This window comes from Streptosporangium sp. NPDC049248 (assembly GCF_040678965.1).
Lineage (GTDB): Bacteria > Actinomycetota > Actinomycetes > Streptosporangiales > Streptosporangiaceae > Streptosporangium > Streptosporangium fukuiense.
On sequence record NZ_JBFAQY010000002.1, the window covers coordinates 2,762 to 26,418 of the forward strand.

The 23,657-nt window shown below is 70.5% G+C and carries 26 protein-coding genes; 9 read left to right on the forward strand and 17 right to left on the reverse strand.

All coding sequences use genetic code 11. From position 1 onward, the window contains the following. Positions 1-204: 204 nt before the first annotated feature. Positions 205-1,305: an o-succinylbenzoate synthase gene (gene menC, locus AB0K21_RS03930; protein WP_364147643.1), complete on the forward strand. Its 1,101-nt coding sequence runs from the start codon at positions 205-207 to the stop codon at positions 1,303-1,305. A 44-nt stretch (positions 1,306-1,349) separates the two neighbouring features. Here the strand turns inward: menC and AB0K21_RS03935 are convergent, their stop codons facing one another. Further along, positions 1,350-1,532, reverse strand: coding sequence for a hypothetical protein (locus tag AB0K21_RS03935; RefSeq protein ID WP_343966556.1), 183 nt, complete (start codon positions 1,530-1,532; stop codon positions 1,350-1,352). Between AB0K21_RS03935 and AB0K21_RS03940 the strand changes: the two genes are divergently transcribed. Next, positions 1,522-1,722 (forward strand): hypothetical protein, encoded by a 201-nt coding sequence (locus tag AB0K21_RS03940; RefSeq protein ID WP_364147646.1) that lies wholly within the window; start codon positions 1,522-1,524, stop codon positions 1,720-1,722. The two genes, AB0K21_RS03935 and AB0K21_RS03940, sit on opposite strands and share 11 nt — an antisense overlap. A 194-nt stretch (positions 1,723-1,916) precedes the next feature. Here the strand turns inward: AB0K21_RS03940 and AB0K21_RS03945 are convergent, their stop codons facing one another. The 6 genes from AB0K21_RS03945 to AB0K21_RS03970 all read right to left on the reverse strand — a co-directional run bounded on the left by AB0K21_RS03945 (position 1,917) and on the right by AB0K21_RS03970 (position 7,950). Next, positions 1,917-3,500, reverse strand: coding sequence for a helix-turn-helix domain-containing protein (locus tag AB0K21_RS03945; protein ID WP_364147649.1), 1,584 nt, complete (start codon positions 3,498-3,500; stop codon positions 1,917-1,919). A gap of 205 nt (positions 3,501-3,705) precedes the next feature. Continuing rightward, positions 3,706-5,031 (reverse strand): serine hydrolase domain-containing protein, encoded by a 1,326-nt coding sequence (locus tag AB0K21_RS03950; protein WP_364147652.1) that lies wholly within the window; start codon positions 5,029-5,031, stop codon positions 3,706-3,708. After that, entirely contained in the window at positions 4,980-5,318 is a 339-nt protein-coding gene (locus AB0K21_RS03955) for a prolyl oligopeptidase family serine peptidase (protein WP_343966563.1), read from the reverse strand. Before AB0K21_RS03955 ends, AB0K21_RS03950 begins: the two co-directional genes overlap by 52 nt. Then, complete coding sequence (locus AB0K21_RS03960; RefSeq protein ID WP_343966565.1) at positions 5,285-5,863, reverse strand: hypothetical protein; 579 nt, start codon at positions 5,861-5,863, stop codon at positions 5,285-5,287. Before AB0K21_RS03960 ends, AB0K21_RS03955 begins: the two co-directional genes overlap by 34 nt. Positions 5,864-6,079: 216 nt before the next feature. After that, entirely contained in the window at positions 6,080-7,429 is a 1,350-nt protein-coding gene (locus AB0K21_RS03965; RefSeq protein ID WP_364147656.1) for a trypsin-like peptidase domain-containing protein, read from the reverse strand. A gap of 350 nt (positions 7,430-7,779) precedes the next feature. Next, positions 7,780-7,950, reverse strand: a complete 171-nt coding sequence (locus tag AB0K21_RS03970) for a hypothetical protein (RefSeq protein ID WP_343966570.1) — start codon at positions 7,948-7,950, stop codon at positions 7,780-7,782. A 149-nt stretch (positions 7,951-8,099) separates the two neighbouring features. Here AB0K21_RS03970 and AB0K21_RS03975 point away from each other — a divergent pair, with 149 nt between their 5' ends. Continuing rightward, positions 8,100-8,387: a hypothetical protein gene (locus tag AB0K21_RS03975; protein ID WP_343966573.1), complete on the forward strand. Its 288-nt coding sequence runs from the start codon at positions 8,100-8,102 to the stop codon at positions 8,385-8,387. A gap of 31 nt (positions 8,388-8,418) precedes the next feature. Beyond that, entirely contained in the window at positions 8,419-8,595 is a 177-nt protein-coding gene (locus AB0K21_RS03980; RefSeq protein ID WP_343966575.1) for a hypothetical protein, read from the forward strand. On the opposite strand, the gene AB0K21_RS03985 is transcribed toward AB0K21_RS03980, so the two are convergent. From AB0K21_RS03985 to lon, 9 genes are all read right to left on the reverse strand, one after another. Further along, positions 8,592-8,993 (reverse strand): DUF732 domain-containing protein, encoded by a 402-nt coding sequence (locus AB0K21_RS03985; RefSeq protein WP_343966577.1) that lies wholly within the window; start codon positions 8,991-8,993, stop codon positions 8,592-8,594. The genes AB0K21_RS03980 and AB0K21_RS03985 overlap by 4 nt on opposite strands. A gap of 557 nt (positions 8,994-9,550) precedes the next feature. Further along, complete coding sequence (locus AB0K21_RS03990; RefSeq protein ID WP_343966579.1) at positions 9,551-9,721, reverse strand: hypothetical protein; 171 nt, start codon at positions 9,719-9,721, stop codon at positions 9,551-9,553. A 311-nt stretch (positions 9,722-10,032) separates the two neighbouring features. Continuing rightward, positions 10,033-10,374 (reverse strand): hypothetical protein, encoded by a 342-nt coding sequence (locus tag AB0K21_RS03995; protein ID WP_343966581.1) that lies wholly within the window; start codon positions 10,372-10,374, stop codon positions 10,033-10,035. A gap of 239 nt (positions 10,375-10,613) precedes the next feature. Further along, positions 10,614-12,149 carry an acyl-CoA synthetase gene (locus tag AB0K21_RS04000; protein ID WP_364147662.1) on the reverse strand — a complete coding sequence of 512 codons (1,536 nt, stop codon included), beginning with the start codon at positions 12,147-12,149 and terminating at the stop codon, positions 10,614-10,616. 171 nt (positions 12,150-12,320) lie between these two features. Continuing rightward, complete coding sequence (locus AB0K21_RS04005; protein WP_343966585.1) at positions 12,321-12,977, reverse strand: methionine ABC transporter permease; 657 nt, start codon at positions 12,975-12,977, stop codon at positions 12,321-12,323. After that, entirely contained in the window at positions 12,974-13,936 is a 963-nt protein-coding gene (locus AB0K21_RS04010) for an ATP-binding cassette domain-containing protein (RefSeq protein ID WP_343966587.1), read from the reverse strand. Before AB0K21_RS04010 ends, AB0K21_RS04005 begins: the two co-directional genes overlap by 4 nt. Before the next feature lie 409 nt (positions 13,937-14,345). Next, positions 14,346-14,513 carry a DUF397 domain-containing protein gene (locus AB0K21_RS04015; protein WP_343966589.1) on the reverse strand — a complete coding sequence of 56 codons (168 nt, stop codon included), beginning with the start codon at positions 14,511-14,513 and terminating at the stop codon, positions 14,346-14,348. A 158-nt stretch (positions 14,514-14,671) separates the two neighbouring features. After that, on the reverse strand, positions 14,672-15,814 hold the full coding sequence (locus AB0K21_RS04020) for a Fic family protein (RefSeq protein ID WP_364147667.1): 1,143 nt from the start codon (positions 15,812-15,814) through the stop codon (positions 14,672-14,674). Between the two features lie 178 nt (positions 15,815-15,992). Next, the gene (lon, locus tag AB0K21_RS04025; RefSeq protein WP_343966594.1) at positions 15,993-18,362 is read right to left on the reverse strand and encodes an endopeptidase La; all 2,370 of its coding nucleotides are present in this window, start codon (positions 18,360-18,362) and stop codon (positions 15,993-15,995) included. A gap of 501 nt (positions 18,363-18,863) precedes the next feature. On the opposite strand from lon, the gene AB0K21_RS04030 reads away from it, so the two are divergent. After that, complete coding sequence (locus tag AB0K21_RS04030; protein ID WP_343966596.1) at positions 18,864-19,517, forward strand: biliverdin-producing heme oxygenase; 654 nt, start codon at positions 18,864-18,866, stop codon at positions 19,515-19,517. A gap of 110 nt (positions 19,518-19,627) precedes the next feature. Here AB0K21_RS04030 and AB0K21_RS04035 read toward each other — a convergent pair whose 3' ends face one another. Further along, positions 19,628-20,002, reverse strand: coding sequence for a DoxX family protein (locus AB0K21_RS04035; protein ID WP_343966598.1), 375 nt, complete (start codon positions 20,000-20,002; stop codon positions 19,628-19,630). 89 nt (positions 20,003-20,091) lie between these two features. Here AB0K21_RS04035 and AB0K21_RS04040 point away from each other — a divergent pair, with 89 nt between their 5' ends. The 4 genes from AB0K21_RS04040 to AB0K21_RS04055 all read left to right on the forward strand — a co-directional run bounded on the left by AB0K21_RS04040 (position 20,092) and on the right by AB0K21_RS04055 (position 23,506). Continuing rightward, on the forward strand, positions 20,092-20,739 hold the full coding sequence (locus tag AB0K21_RS04040; RefSeq protein ID WP_343966600.1) for a helix-turn-helix domain-containing protein: 648 nt from the start codon (positions 20,092-20,094) through the stop codon (positions 20,737-20,739). Positions 20,740-20,800: 61 nt separating this feature from the next. After that, complete coding sequence (locus AB0K21_RS04045; protein ID WP_343966601.1) at positions 20,801-21,397, forward strand: TetR/AcrR family transcriptional regulator; 597 nt, start codon at positions 20,801-20,803, stop codon at positions 21,395-21,397. A gap of 107 nt (positions 21,398-21,504) precedes the next feature. After that, a complete protein-coding gene (locus AB0K21_RS04050; RefSeq protein ID WP_364147674.1) occupies positions 21,505-22,800 on the forward strand; it encodes a histidine kinase in 1,296 nt (431 codons plus the stop codon). A gap of 49 nt (positions 22,801-22,849) precedes the next feature. After that, positions 22,850-23,506: a response regulator transcription factor gene (locus AB0K21_RS04055; protein WP_364147677.1), complete on the forward strand. Its 657-nt coding sequence runs from the start codon at positions 22,850-22,852 to the stop codon at positions 23,504-23,506. The last annotated feature ends 151 nt before the right edge of the window (positions 23,507-23,657 follow it).

The window sequence follows — 23,657 nt, forward strand, 5'->3', positions numbered from 1 at the left end:
GTGGGTTCAGCCGATTTCGCGCCCCCGCGGGGGGCCCCCCCGGGGGGGGGGGGGCCCCCGGCCCGGCGGGGGGGGGGGGGGGCCGGGCGGCCGGGCGGCCGGGCGCGCGGAGAAGGACGCGGCGCGAGCCGCGCGACATCCTGTAACGGGCCGTCTGACCGACGGCGCTATCGGAGGGAGACGCGGCCAAGGCCGCACGCCATCATGAAGATCACTGGAATCGAACTGCGGCGGATCAGGATGCCGCTGGTCGCCCCTTTCCGTACCTCGTTCGGCACCGAGGCCGAACGCGACATACTGCTCCTGCGCGTCGTCACCCCCGACGCCGAGGGCTGGGGCGAATGCGTCGCCATGTCCCAGCCGCGCTACTGCTCCGAGTACGTCGACGGCGCCGCCGAGGTGCTGCGCCGCTTCCTCGTCCCCGCCCTGCCCGCGCACATCGACGCCCACACCGTCGGCCGCGCCCTGCACCCTTTCAAAGGCCACCGCATGGCCAAGGCCGCCCTGGAGACCGCCGTCCTGGACGCTCAGCTCCGCACCGACGGCCAGTCCCTGGCCACCTTCCTCGGCGCCGGCACCGACCGCGTGCCCTGCGGAGTGTCGGTCGGCATCATGAACTCCATCCCCCAGCTCCTCGACACCGTCACCGGCTACCTCGACGAGGGCTATGTCCGGATCAAGCTGAAGATCGAACCCGGCTGGGACCTCGCCCCCGTCCGCGCCGTCCGCGAACGCTTCGGCGACGACCTCCTGCTCCAGGTCGACGCCAACGCCGCCTACACCCTCGCCGACGCCCCCCACCTGGCCAGACTCGACGACTTCGGCCTGCTGCTCATCGAACAGCCCCTCGCAGGCGACGACATGGTCCAGCACGCCCGGCTCGCCACCCGGCTGACCACCCCCGTCTGCCTGGACGAGTCCATCGAATCAGCCGAACACGCCGCCGCCGCCATCACCCTGGGCGCCTGCTCGATCATCAACGTCAAACCCGGCCGGATCGGCGGCTACCTCGAAGCCCGCCGCATCCACGACCTGGCCCGCGCCCACGGCGTCGCCCTGTGGTGCGGCGGCATGTTGGAGACCGGCATCGGCCGCGCGGCCAACCTCGCCCTGGCCGCCCTGCCCGGCTTCACCCTGCCCGGCGACACCTCCGCCTCCCGCCGCTACTACGCCACCGACATCACCGCCCCCTTCGAGCTGCACGAAGGCCATCTGGAGGTCCCCACCGGCCCCGGCATCGGCGTCGACCCCGTCCACGACATCCTGGACGAGGTCACCGTCTCCACCGAATGGATCACTGTCTAGCGGGCGCCTTCCGCCTCGCCGGGAAGGGGCCGCCCTTCCCGGCGTCACGTCGTACGGGCGCGGCTGAGGCGGGGCACCGCCTCAAGCAGGGAGCGGGGGTAGTCGTCCCGGGGCGACCCCACCACCTCTTCGGTCGCCCCCATCTCCACCAGCCCGCCCCGGTACATCACCGCGACGACATCGGAGACGTACCGGACCACGGCGAGGTTGTGCGAGATGAACAGCATCCGAGCGGACCAGGTTGAGCACCGAGCCCTGGACGGAGACCTCCAGGGCCGAGGTGATCTCGCCGGCGGCCGGCGGCTCGGGGCGCGCGCCCAGTGCCCGGGCGACCGCCACCCGCTGGCGCCGGCCACCGGGCAGCTCACGCGGGTAGCGCCCGGCCAGCGAGACGGGCAGCGACACCAGCGCCAGTAGCCGCTCCGCCTCCGCCTGACGGAGAGTCCGCCGTACCGCCACACGCGGCCGCGAACAGGCTGAGGGCGCCGAGCACGGCCGCCGCTCCTGCTTTTCTCATCGGGACTTCAGGGAGGTGGGGTGATGCCGCACAGTTCCCTTTTCCTGGCGATCCTGCTTCGTCCTCCGCCACGAAAAGCCCGTAATTCATCGCGCTACTGTCCGAAAAGCCGCATCTGGAGCATCACGGTCAGTCGCGCGTCGGGATCGGCCAGATCCAGGCCGCTGATCTCGATGAGCCGCTTCAACCGGTAGCGGAAGGTGTTGGCGTGCACGTGCACCCTTGCCGAGGCGGCGTTGACGTCGCCGAACGCGTCCAGGTAGGCCCGCAGGGTGGCGACCAGCTCGCTGCCGTGCTCGGCGTCGTGCCTGACGAGCCGTTCGTAGGGCCCGGTGGGAACCTGTTCCTCGGCCTCGACCAGGTCCGACAACTGCAGCAGCAGCGCCTCGAAGTGCACCCCGGTGTAGCCGGCGACCGCGCCGGACGCCTTGCGGGCGCGCAGCACCCGCAGCGCCCGGTCGGCGTCGGCCCGGGACCTGGCCACCTCGGCCAGGTTGCCCGCCAGGCGCCCCACGCCGATGTTGGCCGCGTGCCGGGAACCGACCCGGGCGAGGAAGCTCTCGGCGACCCGCACGGCCCGTGCCTCCTCGTCACCGCCGGCATGCAGGGGCAGTACGGCGTAGGCCACCGAGCCGACCAACGCGGCGGCGGCCTTGGGATGGATGGCTCCGACGTGCAGGGCGAGCGCGTCGCAGAATCGCTGCCGGTCGCTCTCCCGGTGCGCGGCGTCGGCGTGGGATCCGCCGCTGAGCTGGGCCGCGAGCACGCACAGCCGTCCGCTGGCGACGCCGAGCCGCCCGGCGGCCTCCGCCGCGTCCCTGCCGCCCGCCAGCACGGTGGAGAGCAGGTCGGCGCGGAGCCGCCGCCTGGTGTCCGCCCCGGCCCGCTGCCTGAGCAGCTGCAACGCGACGATCTTGGCTGCGTCGGCCAGGGCGCGCTGCCGCTGGTCGCTCAGCGGCTCCCGCACGGCGGCCCAGATGGAGCCGAGGATCTCGTCGCCGGACCGGACGGCCACCGCCGCCCGGTTGATGCTGTCGTCGTCCAGCTCTATGTAGATCGGCTCGCGGCTCTGGTAGAGCCGGCGGAAGAATCCGCGCTCCTCCAGCATCCGCCGGTACCGTTCCGGCACCTGGCGGCCGAGCACGGTCTCCACCCTGCCGGGATCGGCTTCGTCCTGCCGCCCGGAGTACGCCAGCACCCGCGACGACCGGTCCTCGATGGTGACCGGCGCGTCCAGCAGCGCGCACACCGCGTTGGCCAGCGCGAACAGGTCGTCCGGCGGGGTCTCCCCGGGTTCGGCGAGGTCGCCCTCGGCCAGCAGGGAGCGCAGCAGCGCGGCCACCTGGGCCCACGAGGCGGCGCGGGTGAGACCCAGCACCGCCACTCCGGTCTGGCGGACCTTCGCGCGGACGAGCTCGTCGACGTCCACCGGTTGCTTGACGACGACGCCCGCCGCCGGGCCCGCCGCGTCGAGCAGGGCGCAGATCTGCTCGGCGCGGTCGACCCCGACCGCGAGCAGCAGGCCCCCCTCGGGGAGCAGCAGCTCGTCGAGGGGGTCGTAGATGTGCACGCCCGTGACCTCGGCGTCGAGCTCCCCGGGGGAGGCGGCCACGTCCAGCACGGTGCTGCCCAGATCCTCCAGGATCCGCTGCAGGCTTGCCCGTGGCCGATTGGTCATCCGCTCACGATAACGGACATAAAGCGACATTATTCTCTTAGATCATCGATAGCCATACGGGCCGCCCGGCCGATCACCCCGCCGGCCTGGGCGACCGGAGACGCGGGAAAAGCGCGGACGTCGAACCCCTCACGCACGGGGCAGCGCCCTGCCGCCGCGCCGCCTCGTCGAAACGCTGCCGCAGGTTCCCAAGCACGCCGGCTCCTCAGGCGACCCTGGGGGTGGCGCGCACGCCCAGGTGCATGTACCGCGAGCCGTCGGCGAGTTCGTAGAACACGGCCGACAACCACTGCGGCTCTCCTTCCGGGCGGCCGACGAAGGTGACGTCGTCCACCGGCACCAGATCGAACTCCATGGGCGGCCGCAGCCCGGCGAGGGCTCCGGTGGCCTCGCCGTACAGCGAGAGCCCGCCGTCGCGGACCGTCAGCGTCATCCGGCTGCCCGTCCGCTCGTACACGCCGGCGTACCGCTCGACGTCGGTCTCGAACGGCTCGGCCGGGGGTCCCAGCACGGGCGGCATGGCCAGGCCGATCAGCTCGTCGAAGAGCTCGGTGGCCAGGGCGTGCTGGAACGCGGCGGTGTGGCCGCCGTTGGCCAGCACGCACACCACCGTCTCGGTGTCGGGGACCACCCAGAGCATGGCCGCCTGACCGATGGTGTTGCCGCCGTGGGAGATGATCCGGCGCCCCTGCCACTCGTCCAGGATCCAGCCCAGTCCCCACTGCTTCCCGAGGGTGTGCGGGTTGGGGATGTCCACCTGCGGCTCCCACATCGCCCGGGGATCGGCGAGCAGCCCGGTGCCCAGATGGGCGCGGGCGAAGGCGACGACGTCGGCGGGACGTGCGCAGATCAGCCCCGCCGGGCCGCAGGAGCGCATCAGGCCCCAGGCGGGGGCGGGGGCCCCGTCGAGGTGCCCCATGGCGCCGCGGAAACGCAGCACGTCCTCCGGCAGGGTCCAGGTGTGGGTCAGGCCGAGCGGCTCGACGATCTGCTCGCGCAGCGCGGTGTCCCACCCCTTGCCGGTGAGGCGCTCGACGATACGCCCGGCGACGATGAAGCCCGAGTTGCAGTACGACTGGGTGACACCGAGGGGATGGTTCTGCGCGAGGCCCGCGCAGGCCTCGACGTACCTCTCGATGCAGTCGTCACCACGGCCGGTGTCGAGAAACAGGTCCCCGTCGATGCCGGAGGTGTGCGAGAGCAGGTGCCTGACGGTGACGGCCTTGGTCACCTCCGGATCGGCCACCCGGAACTCCGGCAGGACCTCGGCGACCGGGGTGTCCAGCGTCAGCTCGCCCCGCTCGACGAGGAGCATGATCTGGGTGGCGGTCCAGACCTTGGTGACCGAGCCGATCTGGAAGAGCGAGTCGGTGGTCGTCTCCACCCCGGTCTCCACGTTGAGCACGCCCGCGGCGAACTCGTGCACCTCCCCCTCGTGCAGGAAGGCCAGGCTCGCGCCGGGAACCTCGTACTCGGTGATCAGCTCGGCGAGACGGGCGTGCCGGCGACCGGGATCCACTGCTCCAGCCATTGGACGATCCTTTCGTTGTAGTCCATCCGGTGGGACGGACGGCCGTTGAGGAGGAAAAGGTGAGAGCCGCCCGGATAGCGAACCAGCCGTACCGGCACGTTCCGCTCGCGCAGCGCGGCGAACCACTGCTCGGCCTGGCCGACGGGGCATCGGTCGCCGTCCTCGCCGTGCAGGATCAGGGTGGGCGTGGTCACCTGGGCCACGTGGCTCATCGGGGACTGGGCCGCGAGGTCGCCGCGGCACTCGTACGTCTTCAGGAGGTGTCCCGCGTCGGAGGTGCCGGCCATGCTGACCAGGACGGCTCACCCGCGTGGAAGTCGCCCGTGGTGAGCCGCCTGGTCTCACCCGTCGCCACGTCCACCACGAACAGGTGCGTGGTGAGGCCGCGCAGCAGGCCCACGCCGCCGGCCTTGTACTCCAGGCTGTCGGTCACGACCGGGGCGTTCCGGTCGGGGTCGCCACAGGGCGCGCCGTAGGCGATCCTGGTGCCGTCGGGGGACCAGACCGCCGGGCCCCCCGGTCCCGCAGCGGTGAGGACGCGGGGCTCTCCGCCGTCCATCGGCAGCAGGTGAAGCTGCGGTCTTCCCTCCACCGGGCGCAGAAAGGCCGGCGAGCCTCCGTCCGGCGACCAGCGTGGGGAGGAGTCGCGGGGGCCGCCCGTCAGACGGCGCGGCTCGACACCGGGCGCGGCCAGCCGGAGTTCGGACCGGTTCTCGTCGGATTCCCGATCGGCGATGGTGATCACGTAGGCCGTGGCGCCTCCTCCGGGGTGCAGCCTGGGATCCGCCGGTATCGCGAGGTGATACAGATCGCTGAGGGAGAGGCGAGGCATGTCCGAACGTTAGGCCCACCCGGGCGACGCTTCTTCGGTCTCCACGACGAACCGGACCCGATCCGTTGTGTCGTTCTCCAGTTCGCCTCGCGGGAGCAACTGCCTCCCGGCCCGTCGAGAGACGCGTCCAGGGGGGCTCCGGAGCCGCGCGGGGACCGCTGAGACGGATGTGCCGCCGGAGCCGTGGCGACCCGGCGGCACATTCGTCGGCGACCCCTACTCGCCGGTCTTCTCGGCGAGGGTCACCGTGACGGTCTGGGGCTGCCCGTCCCTGACGTAGGCGACGGTCACCTGCTGGCCGGGCTTGAAGCCGCGGACGGCCCCGACCACGGTGGCCGCCCCGTCCACGGGCGTGTCGTTGATCTTGGTGATCAGGTCGCCCTGCCTGATGCCCGCCTTGGCCGCGGGGCTGCCCTCGGTGACCTGGCCGACCAGGGCGCCGCCCGCGTCCCCGGTGGCGTCGGTCACGCTCACGCCCAGGAGGGCGTGGGACACCTTGCCGCTCTTGATGAGCTGCTCGGCGACGTGGTTGGCGGTGTTGATGGGAATGGCGAAGCCGACACCGATGCTGCCCTCCCCGCCGTTGGTGGCGATGGCGGTGTTGATACCCACCACCTGGCCGGCGGCGTTGACCAGCGCGCCGCCCGAGTTGCCGGGGTTGATCGCCGCGTCGGTCTGGATGGCGCCACCGATGGTGGTGGGGCTCTGGGCGCTCTGCTGCGGCCTGCCCCAGCCGGGCGGGAGCTGCCCCTGTCCCTGGTCTCCGCCGACGGTGAGCGTGCGGTTCAGCGCGCTGACGATCCCGGCGGTGACCGACCCCGACAGGCCGAGCGGGCTGCCGATGGCGAGCACGGAGTCGCCCACCTTGAGCCGGTCGCTGTCGCCGATCGAGGCCTTGGTGAGGTCGGAGACGCCCTCCGCCTTGATGACCGCGAGGTCGGTGGCCGGGTCGGTGCCGATGATCTTGGCGGTGGCGGTCCTGCCGTCGCTGAACTTGACGGTCACCTGGCTGTCCTGGCCCCCCTGGCCGCCGGCCGCCACCACGTGGTTGTTGGTCAGGATCAGGCCGTCGGCCGACAGCACCACCCCGGACCCCTCGCCCCCGCCCGCGGCGGTCCTGATCTCGATGGACACCACGGAGGGCTGGACCACCTGGGCGATGTCGGCGACCGTCGTCACGTTGCCGACCGGGCTGACGATCGGGCTGGACGACGAGGCCACGGTGGCGGAACCGTTGAGGCTCGTCGCGACGAAGGCCCCCGCGACCCCACCCCCGACGGCCATGGCCGCCAGCGCGAGACCGGCGCCGATCTTCTGCCCGGCGGTGAGCCTGCCGCGCTGAGCGGGGACCACCGCCGGTCCTCCGGCCTTCTCCGGAGCCTCCGCGGCGAGTTGCTCCGGCACCGGGTGGATCAGCGTCGGCTGCGGTCCGGTCTCCTCACCGGCACGATAGGCGCCGGCGCGCGGCGGCACCTTGCCGAACTGGGTCCAGCCGTCGTTCCCGGGGGTCGCCTCGGTCGGTGTGTCCTGCTGCTCGTTCCTGTTCGGGTCCATGTCTTCCCCCACGTCCAACATCCCCCCGGTTCGACGGGGTGGAAGCCGGTGCTCACCGGTTGACACAAACGATGCCCGACGGCGTGTAAGCGCAGCTTAAGAGGTTGATCCTGGTGATCGGGATCTCCTGACAACGGCTTTATCAGCCATGCTCAGCCCCTGGATGGCAGCTCGAAAATCTTTCTCGGCCACTCTTGCGGGGCTTGGACGTAGGTGATTGAGCCAATAATCGGCCTCCTCTTCGGATGCCTGATCCTCGGCAAGGAGCTTCCCCCATGTCCGAAAACAACGTCGTCCAACTGCACGCCCTCGACCGGCCGAGGAGGTCCACCCCGGTGGAGCACCACCATGGTTACCCCCGCTTACGCCTTGTCCCGTTCGTGCAAGAACTCCGCAATGGAGACCCACGAGTCGGCAAGACGCTCAAGCCGCTCCATCAGCGCCAGATCTGTGATCGTCTCCGCGTTGTAGAGCAGGCGGGCAGCATTCGCGATGGCGATGTCCACTGTGGTGGCGATGTCTGGCTGGTTCACCGTGCGTTCCGTCCGTCTTACTGCTAGGGATGGCCGACGGTTCGCCGCGGCATGAGGAGCATAAGTCACGGTCATGCCGTAGTTCGTCGGGTTTTTGACCTTGGGCTACGACCAGCTTTCGCGCGTGTGCGTCATTGCGAGGGGGCCTCGTGGCGGTGGATCAGGACCTCCTCGACCAGATCGCCGGCACCGTCGCCGACCTCTACCGCGAAGTCGAATCCTCGCTGGTCACGGTCATCGCCGACGAACTCCGGAAGGGCCTCGACGCGCCCACCGCCGAGGTCAAGCTGGACGCGATCAGGCGCCTGCGCGCGGCCGCCGGGGCCGTCCAGCAGCGCCTGGCCAAGACCAAGTCCGCGGCCGCCCGGGAAGCAGCCGAGCAGGCCGAGGCCGACCGCCTCGCCCAGGAGGCGAAGGAGAAGGCCGAGTCGGGCTGAACTCCGCCAGGGCGGCCAACTGCTCGGTCTTGTGTGGACCGACGACCGCGAGGCCGCCGGATTCCTCCCCCACGAGGCCACCGGGCCTGACGGGGTGCGCGCGCAGGCGGCCGTGTGGACGATCCTGCATGACCTGTACGAGGCAGGCGTGCAGGCCACCGACGTGCTCGATCCCGACTTCTTCGAGGGCTTCGAGCTGCGCGTCTAGCTGGGGATCTTCGCCTTGTGCCGGGGGCACAGGCTGACGATGGCCGCACCCGCCACGTACGCCGACGTCTCCAGCCCGAACGCCTCGACACCGCTCGTTGCGACCTGGGCGAGGCTGCCGCCGTCGTCCAACGCCTTGCAGATCGACCAGCCCAGCTTCACCAGCTCCGCGTCGTCCGCATCCTTCACCCGCTGTTTCACAGTAAACAGGAACATTACTTCACGGTCAGTGCGCCTCAACGCCGTTGAGGTCGGACTCGGCTTGACCTTCTCCGCGCTCTCCTCGGTCGGCTCCGCGCCGGCCGATGGCTTGGCCGTGGCCGCCTGGTCCTCGCCGCCACCTGTGAGCTTGACCAGGCCACCGAGCAGGGCGAGCACGACCAGCGCACCGACGAGCACGGCGACCGCCTTCCCTTTCCCGCTCTTCTGCGGAGGCGGGGGCGGGAATGGGGGCAGCTCCGGCCGGTACGGGCCTGGGGGCGGCTGCCAGCCGGGCGGCGGTCCGGGCTGCGTGTACTGCTGAGTCGGCGGACCGTACGGCTGTTGCGGGGGCTGGCCTGGCCACTGCTGCGTCGGCTGGCCAGACTGCCCCGGCTATTGCTGGGGCTGCTGCGGAGGGTGCATAACCGCGCACCATACGCCCCACATCTGATGATCCACCCGAATCACCTGGGATAGATGCCCGAAAAGGGCCGCCCGGAGCGGTCCAAAACTCCTCAGTCGGCCAGGTGCCGACCTTCCACTATCGCGCGCTCCCCAGGAGGGTCCGCATGACCATGCCCACCCCGCCGGCCCCAGCACCTCAGCCCGGACCGGCCCCGACCGACCCCGGCCAGCAGCCGCCCGCACAAGGCGCGCCCCCGCCGACCCTCAGGGGCAGCAGCCCCCAGCAGCGCCCCCCGCGCCCGCCTGGACACTGCCCCGCCCAGGCCGCCGGTCCCCGGCCCGCCACCCGGCTACCAGTCGCCGGCACAGGGCGACGGTTCTCGCGACATCTCCCGGCTCCCCCAGTGGGCGCAGAAGGAGATCCAGGACCAGCGCTCCGAGAATGCCCGGCGCAGGATCAGCGAGCGCACCGCCACCGTGTCCATGCACGCCTTCGCCGCTGCAGCGACCCTCGGTGTCAACGGCCAGGCGCTCCTTGCCGGCATCCCTTTTCAGCAGGTAGCCGCCGAGCTGGACCCCGCTGCGCCGGACTTCAACGAGCAGCTATCAGCCATGCTCAGCCCCTGGATGGCAGCTCGAAGATCTTTCTCGGCCACTCTTGCGGGGCTTGGACGGTCGAGGGGGGCGATGAGCATCTGTCACCCATCGGGGACCGGGCCGCCCGAGAAGTAGCCGCACACGATCTGCGCGCAGCGAGACACGCGCACCCTCCACCGGCGTCGCCTCGCCGTATCCGTGCGGGCGACGCCGCGAGGAGGGGTGCGGGGGTGGGTCAGACCGAGTACTTGCAGATCAACGCCTGGCTGCCGCCCTGAGCGTGGCCAATGTAGGCGTAGGTGGGGTGGAAGTAGGCGCACGCGGCGGAAGGGCTCCCGCTGCCCACGTAGGTGGTCTGAGTGCCGTTCCAGCGGTAGCAGCCCAGGCTGCCGTTGTAGAAGCCGACAATGGACGAGGAGTTGACGTTAGCCGCGCAGTACTCACCGAGCGAGAGCGGGCTGTACACGATTTCGAGAACGGCCGCGGAACGGGCGGCCTGCGCGGGGACGGTGGAGACGGCAAGTGCGCCGAGGCAGGCGAGCGCGGCGGTGGCGAGCGCGACGACACGACGAGGCATGAAGGACCTCCGGGATCCAGGAAGGCGTGCGACACGGAGAGGGGGGCTGAGCGTGACGAGGTGCAGCGCCGAGCGAGGTGGAGTTCTGCGCGATAGGGATACGCTGCGTCGATCACAGTATTAAATAGGAAACCTTCCTATGCAATAGGCGGTAATACGCCTTTCAGCGAACCTTCTCGTGGTGCGGCGACCGGCTGGAGAGAGGCGTGGCGACGATGTCGTCGTCGCGGCCGGGCGGGTCAGGAGCCGGCGGGCCAGTACTCGTCGCGCAGGAGGCGCTTGTAGAGCTTCCCGGTGGGGTGCCTGGGCAGTTCCTCGCGGAAGTCGACGGACTTGGGACACTTGTAGGGCGCCAGCTGGGAACGGCAGTACTCGATCAGCTCGGCTTCCAGCTCCGGGCCCGCCAGGTCCATGGAGGCCGGCTGGACGACCGCCTTGACCTGCTCGCCCATCTCCTCGTCCGGAACGCCGAAGACCGCCACGTCCGCCACCATGGGATGGACGGACAGGACGTTCTCGGCCTCCTGCGGATAGATGTTGACCCCGCCAGAAATGATCATGTAGGAGCGGCGGTCGGTGAGGTAGAGGAAACCCTCCTCGTCGAGGTAGCCGATGTCGCCGAGGGTGGTCCAGCCCCGTCCCAGCGGGTCGCGGGACGCCTCCGTCTTGGCCTCGTCGCCGTGGTAGACGAACTGGGGGCCGTCCGAGAAGTAGACGGTGCCGTGCTCGCGCGGCGGCAGCTCGTTGCCCTCCTCGTCGCAGATGTGGGTGACGCCGAGCAGCGGGCGGCCGACCGTTCCCTTGTGTGCCAGCCAGTCCTGCGAGCCGACGTACAGGAAGCCGTTGCCCTCGGTGCCCGCGTAGTACTCGTGGATGATCGGCCCCCACCAGTCGATCATCCGTTCCTTGACCGGGACGGGGCAGGGGGCGGCGGCGTGGATCGCGCAGGCCAGCGACGACAGGTCGTAGCGCGCGCGGGTCTCCTCGGGCAGCTTGAGCATCTTGATGAACATGGTCGGCACCCACTGCGAATGGGTGACGGAGTACTTCTCGATGAGCGCGAGCGCCCGCTCCGGGTCGAACCTCTCCATGACGACGATCGTGGCGCCCATCCGCTGGAAGCTCAGGCAGTAGCGCAGCGGGGCGGCGTGGTAGAGCGGAGCCGGGGAGAGGTAGACGCTGTCTGCCGAGGGGGCGAACAGGAACTGGATGAGCTGCAGCAGCGGCCCCGGCTGATCCAGCGGCGCCTTGGAGAGCAGGGGCTTGACACCCTTGGGCCGCCCGGTGGTGCCCGAGGAGTAGAGCATGTCCATCCCCTGGCACTCGTCCTCGACGGGCGTGGCGGGGTGGGCCGCGACGGCCTTCTCGTAGGACTCGAAGCCAGGGGCGACACCGTCCAGCATGAGCCTGAGCCCGACCCCGGGGGTGAGATCGGTGATGGAGACCGCCACGTCCGCGAGGGCGGCCGAGGAGATGAAGACCCGGGCGCCGCAGTTGTCGACGATGTAGGCGAGCTCGTCGGTCTTCAGACGCGAGCTGATGGCCGTGTAGTACAGGCCCGAGCGGTGCGCGGCCCAGGCGACCACCAGGAAGAGCGGATGGTTCTCCAGCATGAAGGCGATGTGATCACCCGGCCTCAGCCCTGCGGCACGGAAGAGGTGCGCAAGGCGGTTGGATTCCTCGTCCAGCTCTCGGTAGGTGACGACCCTCCCGGAGCCCGCCATGATCACGGCGGGTTTGTCCGGCGAAACTGCTGCGATGGCTCCCGGGTGCATGAAGCAGAACATTACTCGGTTTCAGGTTTGGTGAGAAGTACCCGAACACGGCAGGGCCGCGACCTCGCGGACGAGGTCGCGGCCCGGTGGACGACGGTCTTTCGCGGCCCTGGAAAGGCTCCCGGCTCACCCCGGCGTGGCCGCGCGGCGGAAGGCCATCGGCCCGGCCGGTCAGTCGCGCGCGAGACGGCGGGCGACGGTGTCACCCAGGCTCTGCACCAGCTGCACGACGGCGACCAGCACGACAACGGTGACGATCATGAGGGTGGTCTCGAAGCGCTGGTAGCCGTAGCGGATGGCCAGGTCTCCGAGCCCGCCCCCGCCGATCGCCCCGGCCATCGCCGAGTACGAGATCAGCGCGACCACGGTCACCGTGAGCCCCGCGATCAGGCCGGGCATCGCCTCGGGCAGCAGCACCTTGCCGACGATGGTCGCGCGGCCGGCTCCCATGGCCTGCGCCGCCTGCACCTTGTCCCTGCCGACCTCGCGCAGCGCGGTCTCCACCAGGCGGGCGAAGAACGGCGCCGCGCCGAGCGTCAGCGGGACCACCGCGGCGATGGTGCCGATGGTCGTGCCGACGATCAGCCTGGTGAACGGGATCACCGCGATCATCAGGATGATGAAGGGCAGCGAGCGGCCGAGGTTGACGACCAGCCCCAGCACCCGGTTGAGCACCGCGGAGGGGAACAGCCCGCCCCTGTCGGTGGCGACCAGCGCCACCCCGAGCGGGAGCCCGAGCAGCACCGTGAACAGTGTCGACCACAGCACCATCTCGACGGTCTGGCCCGTCGACTCCAGCAGCATCGGGAACATCTCGTCCCAGGTCATCGGGCCTCCTCGACCAGCAGGCCGCGTTCGGCCAGGTAGCTGAGCGCGGCGGCGCGCTCGTCACCGGTGACGAGCAGGCGCAGCCGTCCGGTCGAGACGCCCGCCACCTCCTCCAGTGCCCCGCCGAGGATGTTGACGTCCACATCGAACTTGCGGACCACCTGTGACACCACCGGCTCGCCGGCCTGACCGGTGAAGGTGATCGTGACATTGCCCGGCTCCGGCTCGGGGAGGGGGAACAGCTCCGCGGCGAGCCGGGAGCCGGGCCTGGAGATCAGCTCGGGGATGGTCCCGGACTCCTCGACCAGGCCGTCGCGCATGACCGCGACCGAGTCGCAGATCGACTTGACGACGTGCATCTCGTGGGTGATCAGCAGGATGGTCAGGCCGAGCTCACGGTTGAGGCTCTTGAGCAGGGCCAGAATCGACTGCGTGGTGCCCGGGTCGAGTGCCGAGGTGGCCTCGTCCGACAGCAGGACCGGGGGGCTGCCGGCCAGCGCGCGGGCGATGCCGACCCGCTGCTTCTGTCCTCCCGACAGCTGCGCGGGGTACGCCCCGGCCTTGTCGGCCAGCCCGACCAGCTCCAGCAACTCGGCGGTCCGCCTGGCGCGCTCGGCCTTGGCCATCCCCATGACCTCGAGCGGGAAGGCGACGTTGCCCGCGACGGTGCGGGAGGAGAGCAGCGCGAAATGCTGGTGGATCATCCCGATCCGCTGCCTCGCCCTGCGCAGGTCCCGCTCGGCCAGGCTCGTCAGCTCCTGGCCCGCCACCGAGACGGTGCCGGAGGTGGGCCGCTCCAGGAGGTTCACGCAGCGCAGCAGGGTGCTCTTGCCGGCGCCGCTCTGCCCGAGTACGCCGTATATCTCACCCTCGCGGACGTGGAGGTCCACGCCGTCGACGGCGACCACCTCGCGCCCTCGATCTCGATAGACCTTTCGCAGGTCCGACACGTCAATCACTGCTGTACCTCATATGGAACGGATCTCGGCAGGCTTCCGGGGAGGGAGCCGACGGGCACCCCGGAAGGAGGGCAGGTGGCCCGGACGGCGCGGGAGGAGATGGCCCACCGGGCAGATCATGGTCTCCGGCCCCGGTACACCCCTGGCCCAACGCAACCCTTATTTACCGTCATTCCCGACATGTTATGTTAAACCGATCGGCCCTTACGAACACCCGTGCCCGGAGTCATCCGGCGGCCCGCTCCCCCCTCGTTCGCACGCCGGAATCGACCGGCGCCTCTCCGCCCGGGAGCCCGGAGCCCGGCCGCACGGGTGCCCTCGGAGCGGTCCTCGAAAATCGGCTCCGGTCAAGTCTCAGCCGGGCCGTACGCCCTCCGCGGAAACGGAGGACCCCGTACCGTCATGGCGGTCAGCTCAGATCGGCGAACTCCCCACCCTTGATCATCCCGAGAAAGGCATCCCACTCGGACGGGGCGAAGGACAGCACCGGCCCCTCGGGGTCCTTGGAGTCACGGACCAGGACGAGCAACTCCTCGTCAGGGTGATCCACCTGAAGCCTGTTGATCCGGTTGGACATGGCCGACCGAAGTGGAGCAGGTGCCCCGTCGCCGAGCCTCGCCGCCGTCGACGTCGTTTCACCGGCCCACTTCAAGACATCCGATGGGCGGGGTGCGTCAAGTCGGTCCGGAGTGACCGCCGACGCGATCGGCGGGTTATGGGCACGGCAACGAAGCGCTAGTCGTGTCGGTACGGATCCCGCAGCGGGACGATCCGCCGGGCGAAGTCCTCCTTGATCGCCCGCATTCTCGCCCCGGGCGCGTAGAAGCGCCCCTTGGTCTCCCCGTACGACGTGAGCCAGCCCTTGGCCGCCAGGTCGCGCAGGTCCCTGGCCGCCTGCCCCTGACTGAGCGACTCGTCCGACTGGTACCTGCTCCGGCGCAGCCGCCGGTTGACGAACACCTCGTAGAGCGCCGAGACGGTACGGGTGTTGAGCCCGTCGGCGTCGACCCGCTCCTCCAGCAGCATCCACACCTCCCCCGCCTCGGCGAGCCTGCGCCGGACCTGCTGGGCCTGCAGGTGGTGGGCGCGCAGGCAGAAGCGCACCCAGTGCAGCGTGTCCCCGTGCGGATTCCAGTTCCGCCTTCCTCCCGCCGACAGAACCCGGTAGTAGTCGACGGTGTTCTCGGCGCCGCCGAGCCACTCCTCGATGGAGGAGAACTCCGGGGTGGTGATCCGGTCCCTGCCGAGCACCAGCGTCTGGAGCGCCCGCGACATGCGGCCGTTGCCGTCCCGCCAGGGGTGGATGCTCACCAGGTTGAAGTGGGCCATCGCGGCCCGCACGTAGCTCGGCGCCTTCAGGTCGCCCTCGTTGAGCCAGGCGACCAGCTCGGCCATCAGCTCCGGCACCCGCTCGGCGTCCGGCCCCTCGTAGACGACCTCCCCGGTGGTGGAGTTGCGGACGTAGATGCCGCCGGGCCGCACCGTGCCCGGCGTCTTGTCATGGTGATGGCCGATCATCATGAAGTTGAGCGCGTGCAGCAGACCGGCGTCGAACGCGAACACCGGGGCGCGGGAGAGCGCCTGGATGTAGGTCAGTGCCTGCTGGTAGCCGGAGATCTCCCTGGCGACCGCGCCGGAGGTCTCCAGGGGCTCCTCACCGGCCATGATGGACTCGATGTCCTCGACGCTGGCCCGGTAGCCCTCGATCGAGTTGGACCCCTGGATGGCCCGCGCCTGGAGCTGGCGTCTGAGCTGACCGTCCCAGCGGTGGGTCTCCGCGAGGCGGTACTTCAGGTCGCGGCGCATCTCCTCGATCTCGCCGAGGACCGCTTCGTCGATGGCCTCCAGGGGAGGCGTTCCGTACAGCATGGATCCCATGTCACCATGACCGAATCATTCGGTCAATCAACTTTATGATTCGTCCATTTATATGCGATGAGCTTGTTTCGTCCCGCGACGCGCGGATTGCCGGAGTTTGACGATCCGGCATCCACCGGGCAGCCGGACGGCCCGCCCCTTCCGGTGAGGGGGCGGGCCGTGCTGCGGGCCGCACGGGTCAGGCGGCGGCGTGTTCGGCCACCTTGGCCGGGGTGAGCGCGATGTCCAGAACCTCGCGCACGTCGCTCACCGCGTGGATGGTGAGCTCGTCGCGGACGGCCTGCGGGACGTCGTCCAGGTCGGGCTCGTTGCGCGCCGGGATCAGCACCGTCGTGATGCCCGCCCGGTGGGCGGCCAGCAGCTTCTGCTTGACCCCGCCGATCGGGAGCACCCGCCCGGTGAGGGAGACCTCACCGGTCATCGCCACGTCGGCGCGGACCTGACGGCCCGACAGCAGCGAGGCCAGGGCCGTGATCAGGGTGACGCCCGCGGACGGGCCGTCCTTGGGGACGGCGCCGGCCGGGAAGTGGACGTGCACCGAGCGGTCCTTAAGGGAGGCGACGGGCAGCTCCAGCTCCGCACCCCGCGAGCGCAGGTAGGAGAGCGCGATCCTGGCCGACTCCTTCATCACGTCACCGAGCTGGCCGGTCAGGGTCAGGCCGACCTCTCCGGTCTCGGGGTCGGCCAGGGACGCCTCCACGTAGAGCACGTCACCGCCCGCTCCGGTGACCGCCAGGCCGGTCGCCACCCCGGGCACCGCCGTACGCTGGCTGGACTCGGGAAGCGAGGACTCCGGCACGTTGCGCGGGCGGCCCAGATAGGGGACCAGGTCCCCCACCACCACGGGCAGCTCGCCCTCGCCGAGCGCGACGTTGGCCGTCACCTTGCGCAGGATCCTGGCGATCGAGCGCTCCAGGGACCGGACCCCGGCCTCCCTGGTGTACTCGCTCGCGAGCCTGCGCAGCGCGTCCTCGTCGAGGGTGACGTCCTCGGCGGTGAGGCCGGCCTTGTCGAGCTGGCGCGGGAGCAGGTGGTCCCGGGCGATGGCGACCTTCTCGTCCTCGGTGTAGCCGTCGAGCGTCACGATCTCCATACGGTCCAGCAGCGGGCCGGGGATGGCCTCCAGCACGTTGGCGGTCGCCAGGAAGAGCACGTCGCTGAGGTCGAGCTCCACCTCCAGGTAGTGGTCGCGGAAGGTGTGGTTCTGCGCGGGGTCGAGCACCTCGAGCAGCGCCGCAGTCGGGTCGCCCCGGTAGTCGGAGCCGACCTTGTCGACCTCGTCGAGCAGCACGACCGGGTTCATCGAGCCGGCCTCGCGGATGGCCCTGACGATCCGGCCCGACTGGGCACCGACGTAGGTGCGCCGGTGGCCGCGGATCTCGGCCTCGTCCCTGACCCCGCCGAGGGCGACGCGGACGAACTTGCGGCCCATCGCGCGGGCGACGGACTCGCCGAGGGAGGTCTTGCCGACCCCGGGGGGGCCGGCCAGCGCGAGCACGGCGCCGCTGCGACGGCCGCCGACCACGCCGAGCCCCTTCTCCGCCCTGCGCCCGCGGACGGCGAGGTATTCGATGATGCGGTCCTTGACGTCGTCGAGACCGGTGTGGTCGGCGTCGAGGACGGCGCGGGCCGCGGCGATGTCGTACAGGTCCTCGGTCCGCTCGTTCCACGGGATGTCGAGGACGGTGTCGAGCCAGGTGCGGATCCAGCCGGTCTCGGGAGACTGGTCGGAGGTCCGCTCCAGCTTGTCGACCTCCTTGAGCGCGGCCTGGCGCACCTTTTCCGGCAGGTCGGCGGCCTCGACGCGGGAGCGGTAGTCCTCCTCCTCGGAGGCGGAGGTGTCGCCGTTCAGCTCGGCGAGCTCCTTGCGGACCGCCGCGAGCTGCTGGCGGAGCAGGAACTCGCGCTGCTGCTTCTCCATGCCCTCCTGGACGTCCTTGCGGATCGTCTCGGCCACGTCGATCTCGGCCAGGTGCTCGCGCGACCACTCGACCAGCTTCTCCAACCGGTCCGCCGGGTCGGCGGTCTCCAGGATCTCCGCCTTACGCGAGGTGCTCAGCCAGGGGGCGTAGCCGGAGTTGTCGGCCAGGATCGAGGGGTCGTCCATCTGGTTGACCGCGTCGACGACCTGCCAGGCGCCCCGCTTCTGCAGGATCGTGGTGGCCAGCGCCTTGTACGCCTTCGCCAGCTCGTGGGCGCGCTCGTCCGCCGCGACGACGGGAACGCGGGTGGCCTGCACCCACAGGGCCGCGCCCGGACCGGTCGTGCCGGTGCCCACCCGGACCCGGTCGACGCCGCGCAGCACGGCGGCGGGCTCGCCGCCGGGCAGCCTGCCCACCTGCTCGACGATCGCCCGCACGCCCACCGAGCCGTATCTTCCGTCGATCCGGGGAACGAGAAGGACTTCGGGCTTGTTGTCAGCGAGAGCCTGCGCCGCGTCGATCGCGGCCCGGACCTCGGTCTCCGACAGGTCAAGCGGGACCACCATGCCCGGCAGCACGACCTCGTCGTCGAGCGGCAGGACCGGGAGGATCAAGCTCTCACTCATGTGAACTCCAAAGGTTGAGTTATACCCACTCAATTAATGGGAGCCTGAGAATGTTCCCGGGGTTGAGCCTGTTCGCTGTGAGCGATCGTAATCGTGTAATCGGAGTCATCGGCCCCCTCGCACGGCCTAGGGACACCCGGAGTGCGCCCCGGACGGCGCGGGAACATCACGTCGCCCGGGAAGCCGGGCGCGCACCGCCAGAGCGTCCGGCGAATCGGACAGGTCAGGCCGGTGCCGCGGGAGACCGGCCGCGGTTTCGACGGCGCGACAAAAGTTAGCCGAGGCTAACCTAAGGGTAGATTGGCGGCGGGAGCATCGGCCGAGGCCCCCTGCGGCGCACTCCGCCCGCTCGCGCCTGACCGAGAACCCCACTTCGCGCGTCCCGCCCGCACCTGACGCGAGGGCGGCCGGTTTAATGACAGAGTGTCGTCATCGACTTGACGGGGTGGCGCGATTTTTGTGACACTGTGTCATGAAAAGTTTCCTCGCCGCGGAGTGATCATGAGTGAGCCGCCGTTCTCCGAAGTCCTCAGGAACGCCACCTGGGGCGACCACGAATCCGCCGAGGACGAGAGCTATCTCAAGGCCCTGATGGCGGGCCACCTCACCCCCGAGGCGTACGGCGAGATGGTCGCCCAGCACTATTTCGCCTACGTGGCCCTGGACGGTGCCGCACGGTCGCTCACCGAGGACCCCGTCGCGGCCCCCTTCGTCTTTCCCGAGCTCTATCGGGAGGAGGCACTGGTCCGCGACCTGGAGACGATCTACGGGTCCGGCTGGCGGTCCAGGATCGAGCCCTCCAAGCCGACCCTGACCCTGGTCGCCCGCATCAACCAGGTGGCCACCTGGCCGGCCGGCTACATCGCCCATCACTACACCCGCTACATGGGCGACCTGTCCGGCGGGCAGTTCATCCGGATGGAGCTGCAGAAGATCTACGGCTACCAGCCGGGCGGGGGTATCGACTTCTACCTGTTCGACGGGATCGGCAGCCTGCCCCGCTTCAAGAACGAGTACCGGGCACGGCTGGACGCACTGCCTCTGGACGAGGCCGAGAAGCAGCGTCTGATCCGCGAGACCAGGCTCGCCTACCAGCTCAACACCGAGGTCCTGGGCGAACTCGGCCGGGTGGCCCGGTCCGAGGCCGCCGCCTGAACCCGGTCGCCCCACAGTACGAGTGAACGCTCCGGCACGGACTCTCCGTACCGGAGCCGGTCTTGGTGAACCGCACGGTCCCGACAAAGGCCCTCGAAGACGTACGACGCTCAGAAGGCGTACGGCCCGAAACGGCCCCAGGCCACGAAGGCGGCCAGCGCGAGGAGCAGCAGGTTCATCACGAGCGCCGAGTACTCCTTGCGCCGGACGTGCACGACGATGGCACCGATCATCGTGATCACCAGGCCGGCGGCGGCGAGGGGGGTCAGCACGGGCAGGATGCCGGTGAAAGCGGGCAGGACCAGCCCGATCCCGGCCAGCACCTCGAGTATGCCGATGCCCTTGATCTGGCCGGCGGAGAAGTCCTCCACCCATCCCCCCAGTCTGGCGATCAGGTTCTCGCGCGGCTGGGTGGCCTTGGTGAGACCCGCGATGAGGAACATCACGGCGAGCAGAATCTGCGCGCCCCAGAGGGCAACGTTCATGAGGCACTCCGAAAATAAGTGAAGGCACGCCTTCGTCTGTCGCACCGTAGCATAACCGCAAGGAAGCCTTCACTTTATAGAATCGGCTCATGGACGCGTGCAAACGGCGGGGATTGCGCAGGGACGCCGAGATCAACCGGGAGCGGATCATGACGGCGGCGCGCGTCGCGTTCCGCGAGCGCGGGCTCGACGTCCCCCTGGAGGAGATCGCCCGCCGGGCCGAGGTGAACATCGCCACGCTCTACCGGCGCTTCCCCGACCGCGAGGCGCTCATCGAGGCGATCCTGGCCGACCACATGGCCGATTTCGTGGAGGCCGCCGAGGCGGCGGAGCGCACCGACGACCCCTGGGAGGCGTTCGCCGAGCTGGTCGAACACATCTGCGGGATGCAGGCCGCCGACCAGGGGGTGACCGAGGGGTTCACCGTCTGCTTTCCCGGAGCCGCCCTGGAGGCGCCGAGGGCACGGGCGATGGCGGCGGTCGAGCGGGTGATCGAGCGGGCCCGCCGCGCCGGGACGCTGCGCCCCGACTTCACCGGCCAGGACCTGATGCTGATCATGATGGCCAACGCCGGGGTGCTCGGCTCCACCCGCGGCGCCGCCCCGCAGGCGTGGCGGCGGCTGATCGCCCTGATCCTCGGCGCCTGTCGCACCGACCGCCTCGGCCCTCCGCTCCCCCCGGCTCCCAGCACCGCGGACCTGCATGCCGCCATGAGCTCGGCCCGCCCCCAGCGCTGACCTCGCGGCCGGACACGGAACGACCTGCCGGCAGGCGACGGCACTGTGCGACCATGGGACCATGCCCCGGATTTCGGCCGCGACCATCGGCGAGCACCGCGCCCAGACACAGGACCGCATCCTGCGGGCGGTCTCGCGTCTCTCCCGGGAGCAGGGCATCGACGCCATCTCCATGACCGATGTGGCGAGCGAGGCCGAGATCACCCGCACTGTGCTGTACAACTACTTCCCCGACAAGGCTGCGCTGCTGCTGGCCTTCACCGAGCGGGTGACGCACTACTTCATCGACAGCTACGAGCGGGAACTGCCCGAGCGGGCCCTGCCCGCCGAGCGGCTGCGGGTCTTCGTCAGGCTCCAGCTCGACGGGCTGCTCGCCCACCCCCATCCCGGCCCCGCCGACCTGTCCGCGGCGCTGGGCCCCGACGCCTACCAGCGCCTGGCCGACCATGTCGAGCCGATGCAGCGCATCCTGACCGGCATCATCGACAGCGGCGTGGCCTCGGGCGACTTCCACGCCCCCGACGTGGAGGTCGCCGCCCGCTTCATCCTCGCCGTCATCGGCGCCGAGCGGGTCCCGCTGCTCAGCGGCGCGGTGACGCCCGAGGAGGCCGCGGAGACGGTCTCCGGCTTCGTGCTGCGCGGCCTGGGCACGGTCTGAGCCCACTGGCGGACACCTCGGCCGTATCCCGCCACCCGCAGGAGGGACATGGGAGATCACTCCCTGGTGGGACGCGGACCACGGCCGCGCCGCCTACGCTGATCCGGGTGACCCCCACCCCCGCACGGCGCATACGGCCGGTACGGGAGGCCGCCGCGCGACTGGCCCACCCCCTCGTCGAGGCGCTGGTGACCGGGGCGGCCGACCCTGCCGGCCGCCTCCGGTCACGCCGCCTCCGCCCCCGCATGCCGAGGGCGCTGGGGCTGCTGCCGTTCCGGACCATCGACCTGGTCCTGCTGGCCGACCTGGCGCTGACCTTCACGCTGTTCGACGCCGGCCTCTCCCTACTCAGGGACGAGGCGATCCGGGCGCACCTCCCGCTCGGCGGGGAGCTCACATTCGCGGCCCTGGCCTTCTCCCTGCCGCTCGCGTTCCGTGGCCGGTGGCCGCTGGCCGCATGGCGGATGGCGATCCTCCTGATTCCCCTGGGTACGGTCGTCTCACGGCAGTTGTCCGACCCCCCGTACAGCACGGCTGCCGCGGTCATGTACGTACTCGTGGTCTACGCGGTCGCGGTCCGCTCGGAGCGGCACATCACCGTGGGCGTGTGGATCGTCTCGGTCCTCGTCGCCTGGGTGATCCACCCCGGCTCGCTGGCCGTCGTCACCGGCATCGTCACGGTGACCGTCCTGTTCGGCCACAACGTGCGTGCCCGGCGGCTGGCCGTCGGCCTGCTGGCCCAGGAGGAGCGGCGCAGCCGGCAGGCACTGGCCGGACAGGCCGTGCTGGAGGAGAGGGCCAGAATCGCCAGGGAACTGCACGACGTCGTCGCCCACCACATGTCGGTGATCGCCATCCAGGCGGAGGCCGTTCCGCTGCGGGCGGCCGGGGACGCGGAGCATTTGGAGGAAGGACTCAGGGAGATCCGCGCGCTGTCGCTGGCGGCCATGACCGAGATGCGCCGCGTACTGGGCGTGCTGAGAGAGGGTGACGGACACGCGGACATCGCACCGCAGCCGGGACTCGGCCGATTGGAGGAACTCGTCGACACCGCGCGCTCCGCGGGGCTCATCGTGACGCTCAAACTGGGCGGTGACCTGACGGGGCTGCCCACGGCGGTGAGCCTGTCCGCCTACCGGATCGCCCAGGAGTCGCTCAGCAACGCCATGCGGCACGCCCCCGGTTCGGCCGTCTCGATGAGGATCGCCCGTTACGGCGCCGAGTTGCACGTCCAGGTGACGAACGACGCCGGGCGCCGTTCCACCGGGGAAGGCGGGCACATGGGGCACGGTCTGATCGGGATGCGGGAACGGGTGTCCGTACTCGGCGGAAGCCTGTGGGCCGGGCCGGTCGGGACGGGCTTCGCGGTCACCGCCATACTTCCGATCACGGAGGACGCTTGACCTCCTCCCCTGGGCCGGAGCCCGGGGTCTCCACGCTCAAGGAGATTCGATGACGATCCGGGTGCTCATAGCCGACGACCAGGGCATGGTACGGACCGGCTTCACCGTCTTCCTGAGCTCGCAGCCGGACATCGAGGTCGTGGGCGAGGCCGCCGACGGGCGCGAGGCTGTGGCCAGGACGGCCGAGCTGCGGCCCGACGTCGTGCTGATGGACGTACGGATGCCGGTCATGGACGGTCTCGCGGCGACGCGGGAGATCATGGAGTCCACCGGTCCCGTCCCGAGGATCCTGATCCTGACCACGTTCGACCTCGACGACTACGTCTACGAGGCGCTGCGGGCCGGGGCCGGCGGGTTCCTGCTCAAGGACGCCTCGGCGCAGCAGCTCGCCGAGGCGGTACGGGTGCTGGCGGCCGGGGAGGCGCTGCTGGCGCCCTCGGTGACCCGGCGGCTGATCGCGGAGTTCGCCCGCGTCGGCCCGCGCCGCCCGCGCGGGCGCCTGGACGACATCACCGAGCGCGAGACCGAGGTGCTCGCACTCATCGCGCGGGGCAGGTCCAACCAGGAGATCGCCGCGGACCTGATCCTGTCGGAGCAGACCGTCAAGACCCACGTGGGCCGGATCCTCGCGAAGCTGAACCTGCGCGACCGCGCCCAGGCGATCGTGCACGCCTACGAGACGGGCCTGGTCCGCCCAGGCGAATGAGTCCGCGGCGTCTCAAGGCTGCCGGAGTCATCCTTCGCCCCGCCCGCCGGGCACGGCCCTGGACAGCGAACGGTCGCGGAACATCCGCGCTCTGGCCGGCGCTCCTGGCCGGGTCCTCGTCTCCGCTCTGAGGGTTCCGGTGGCGCCGGCC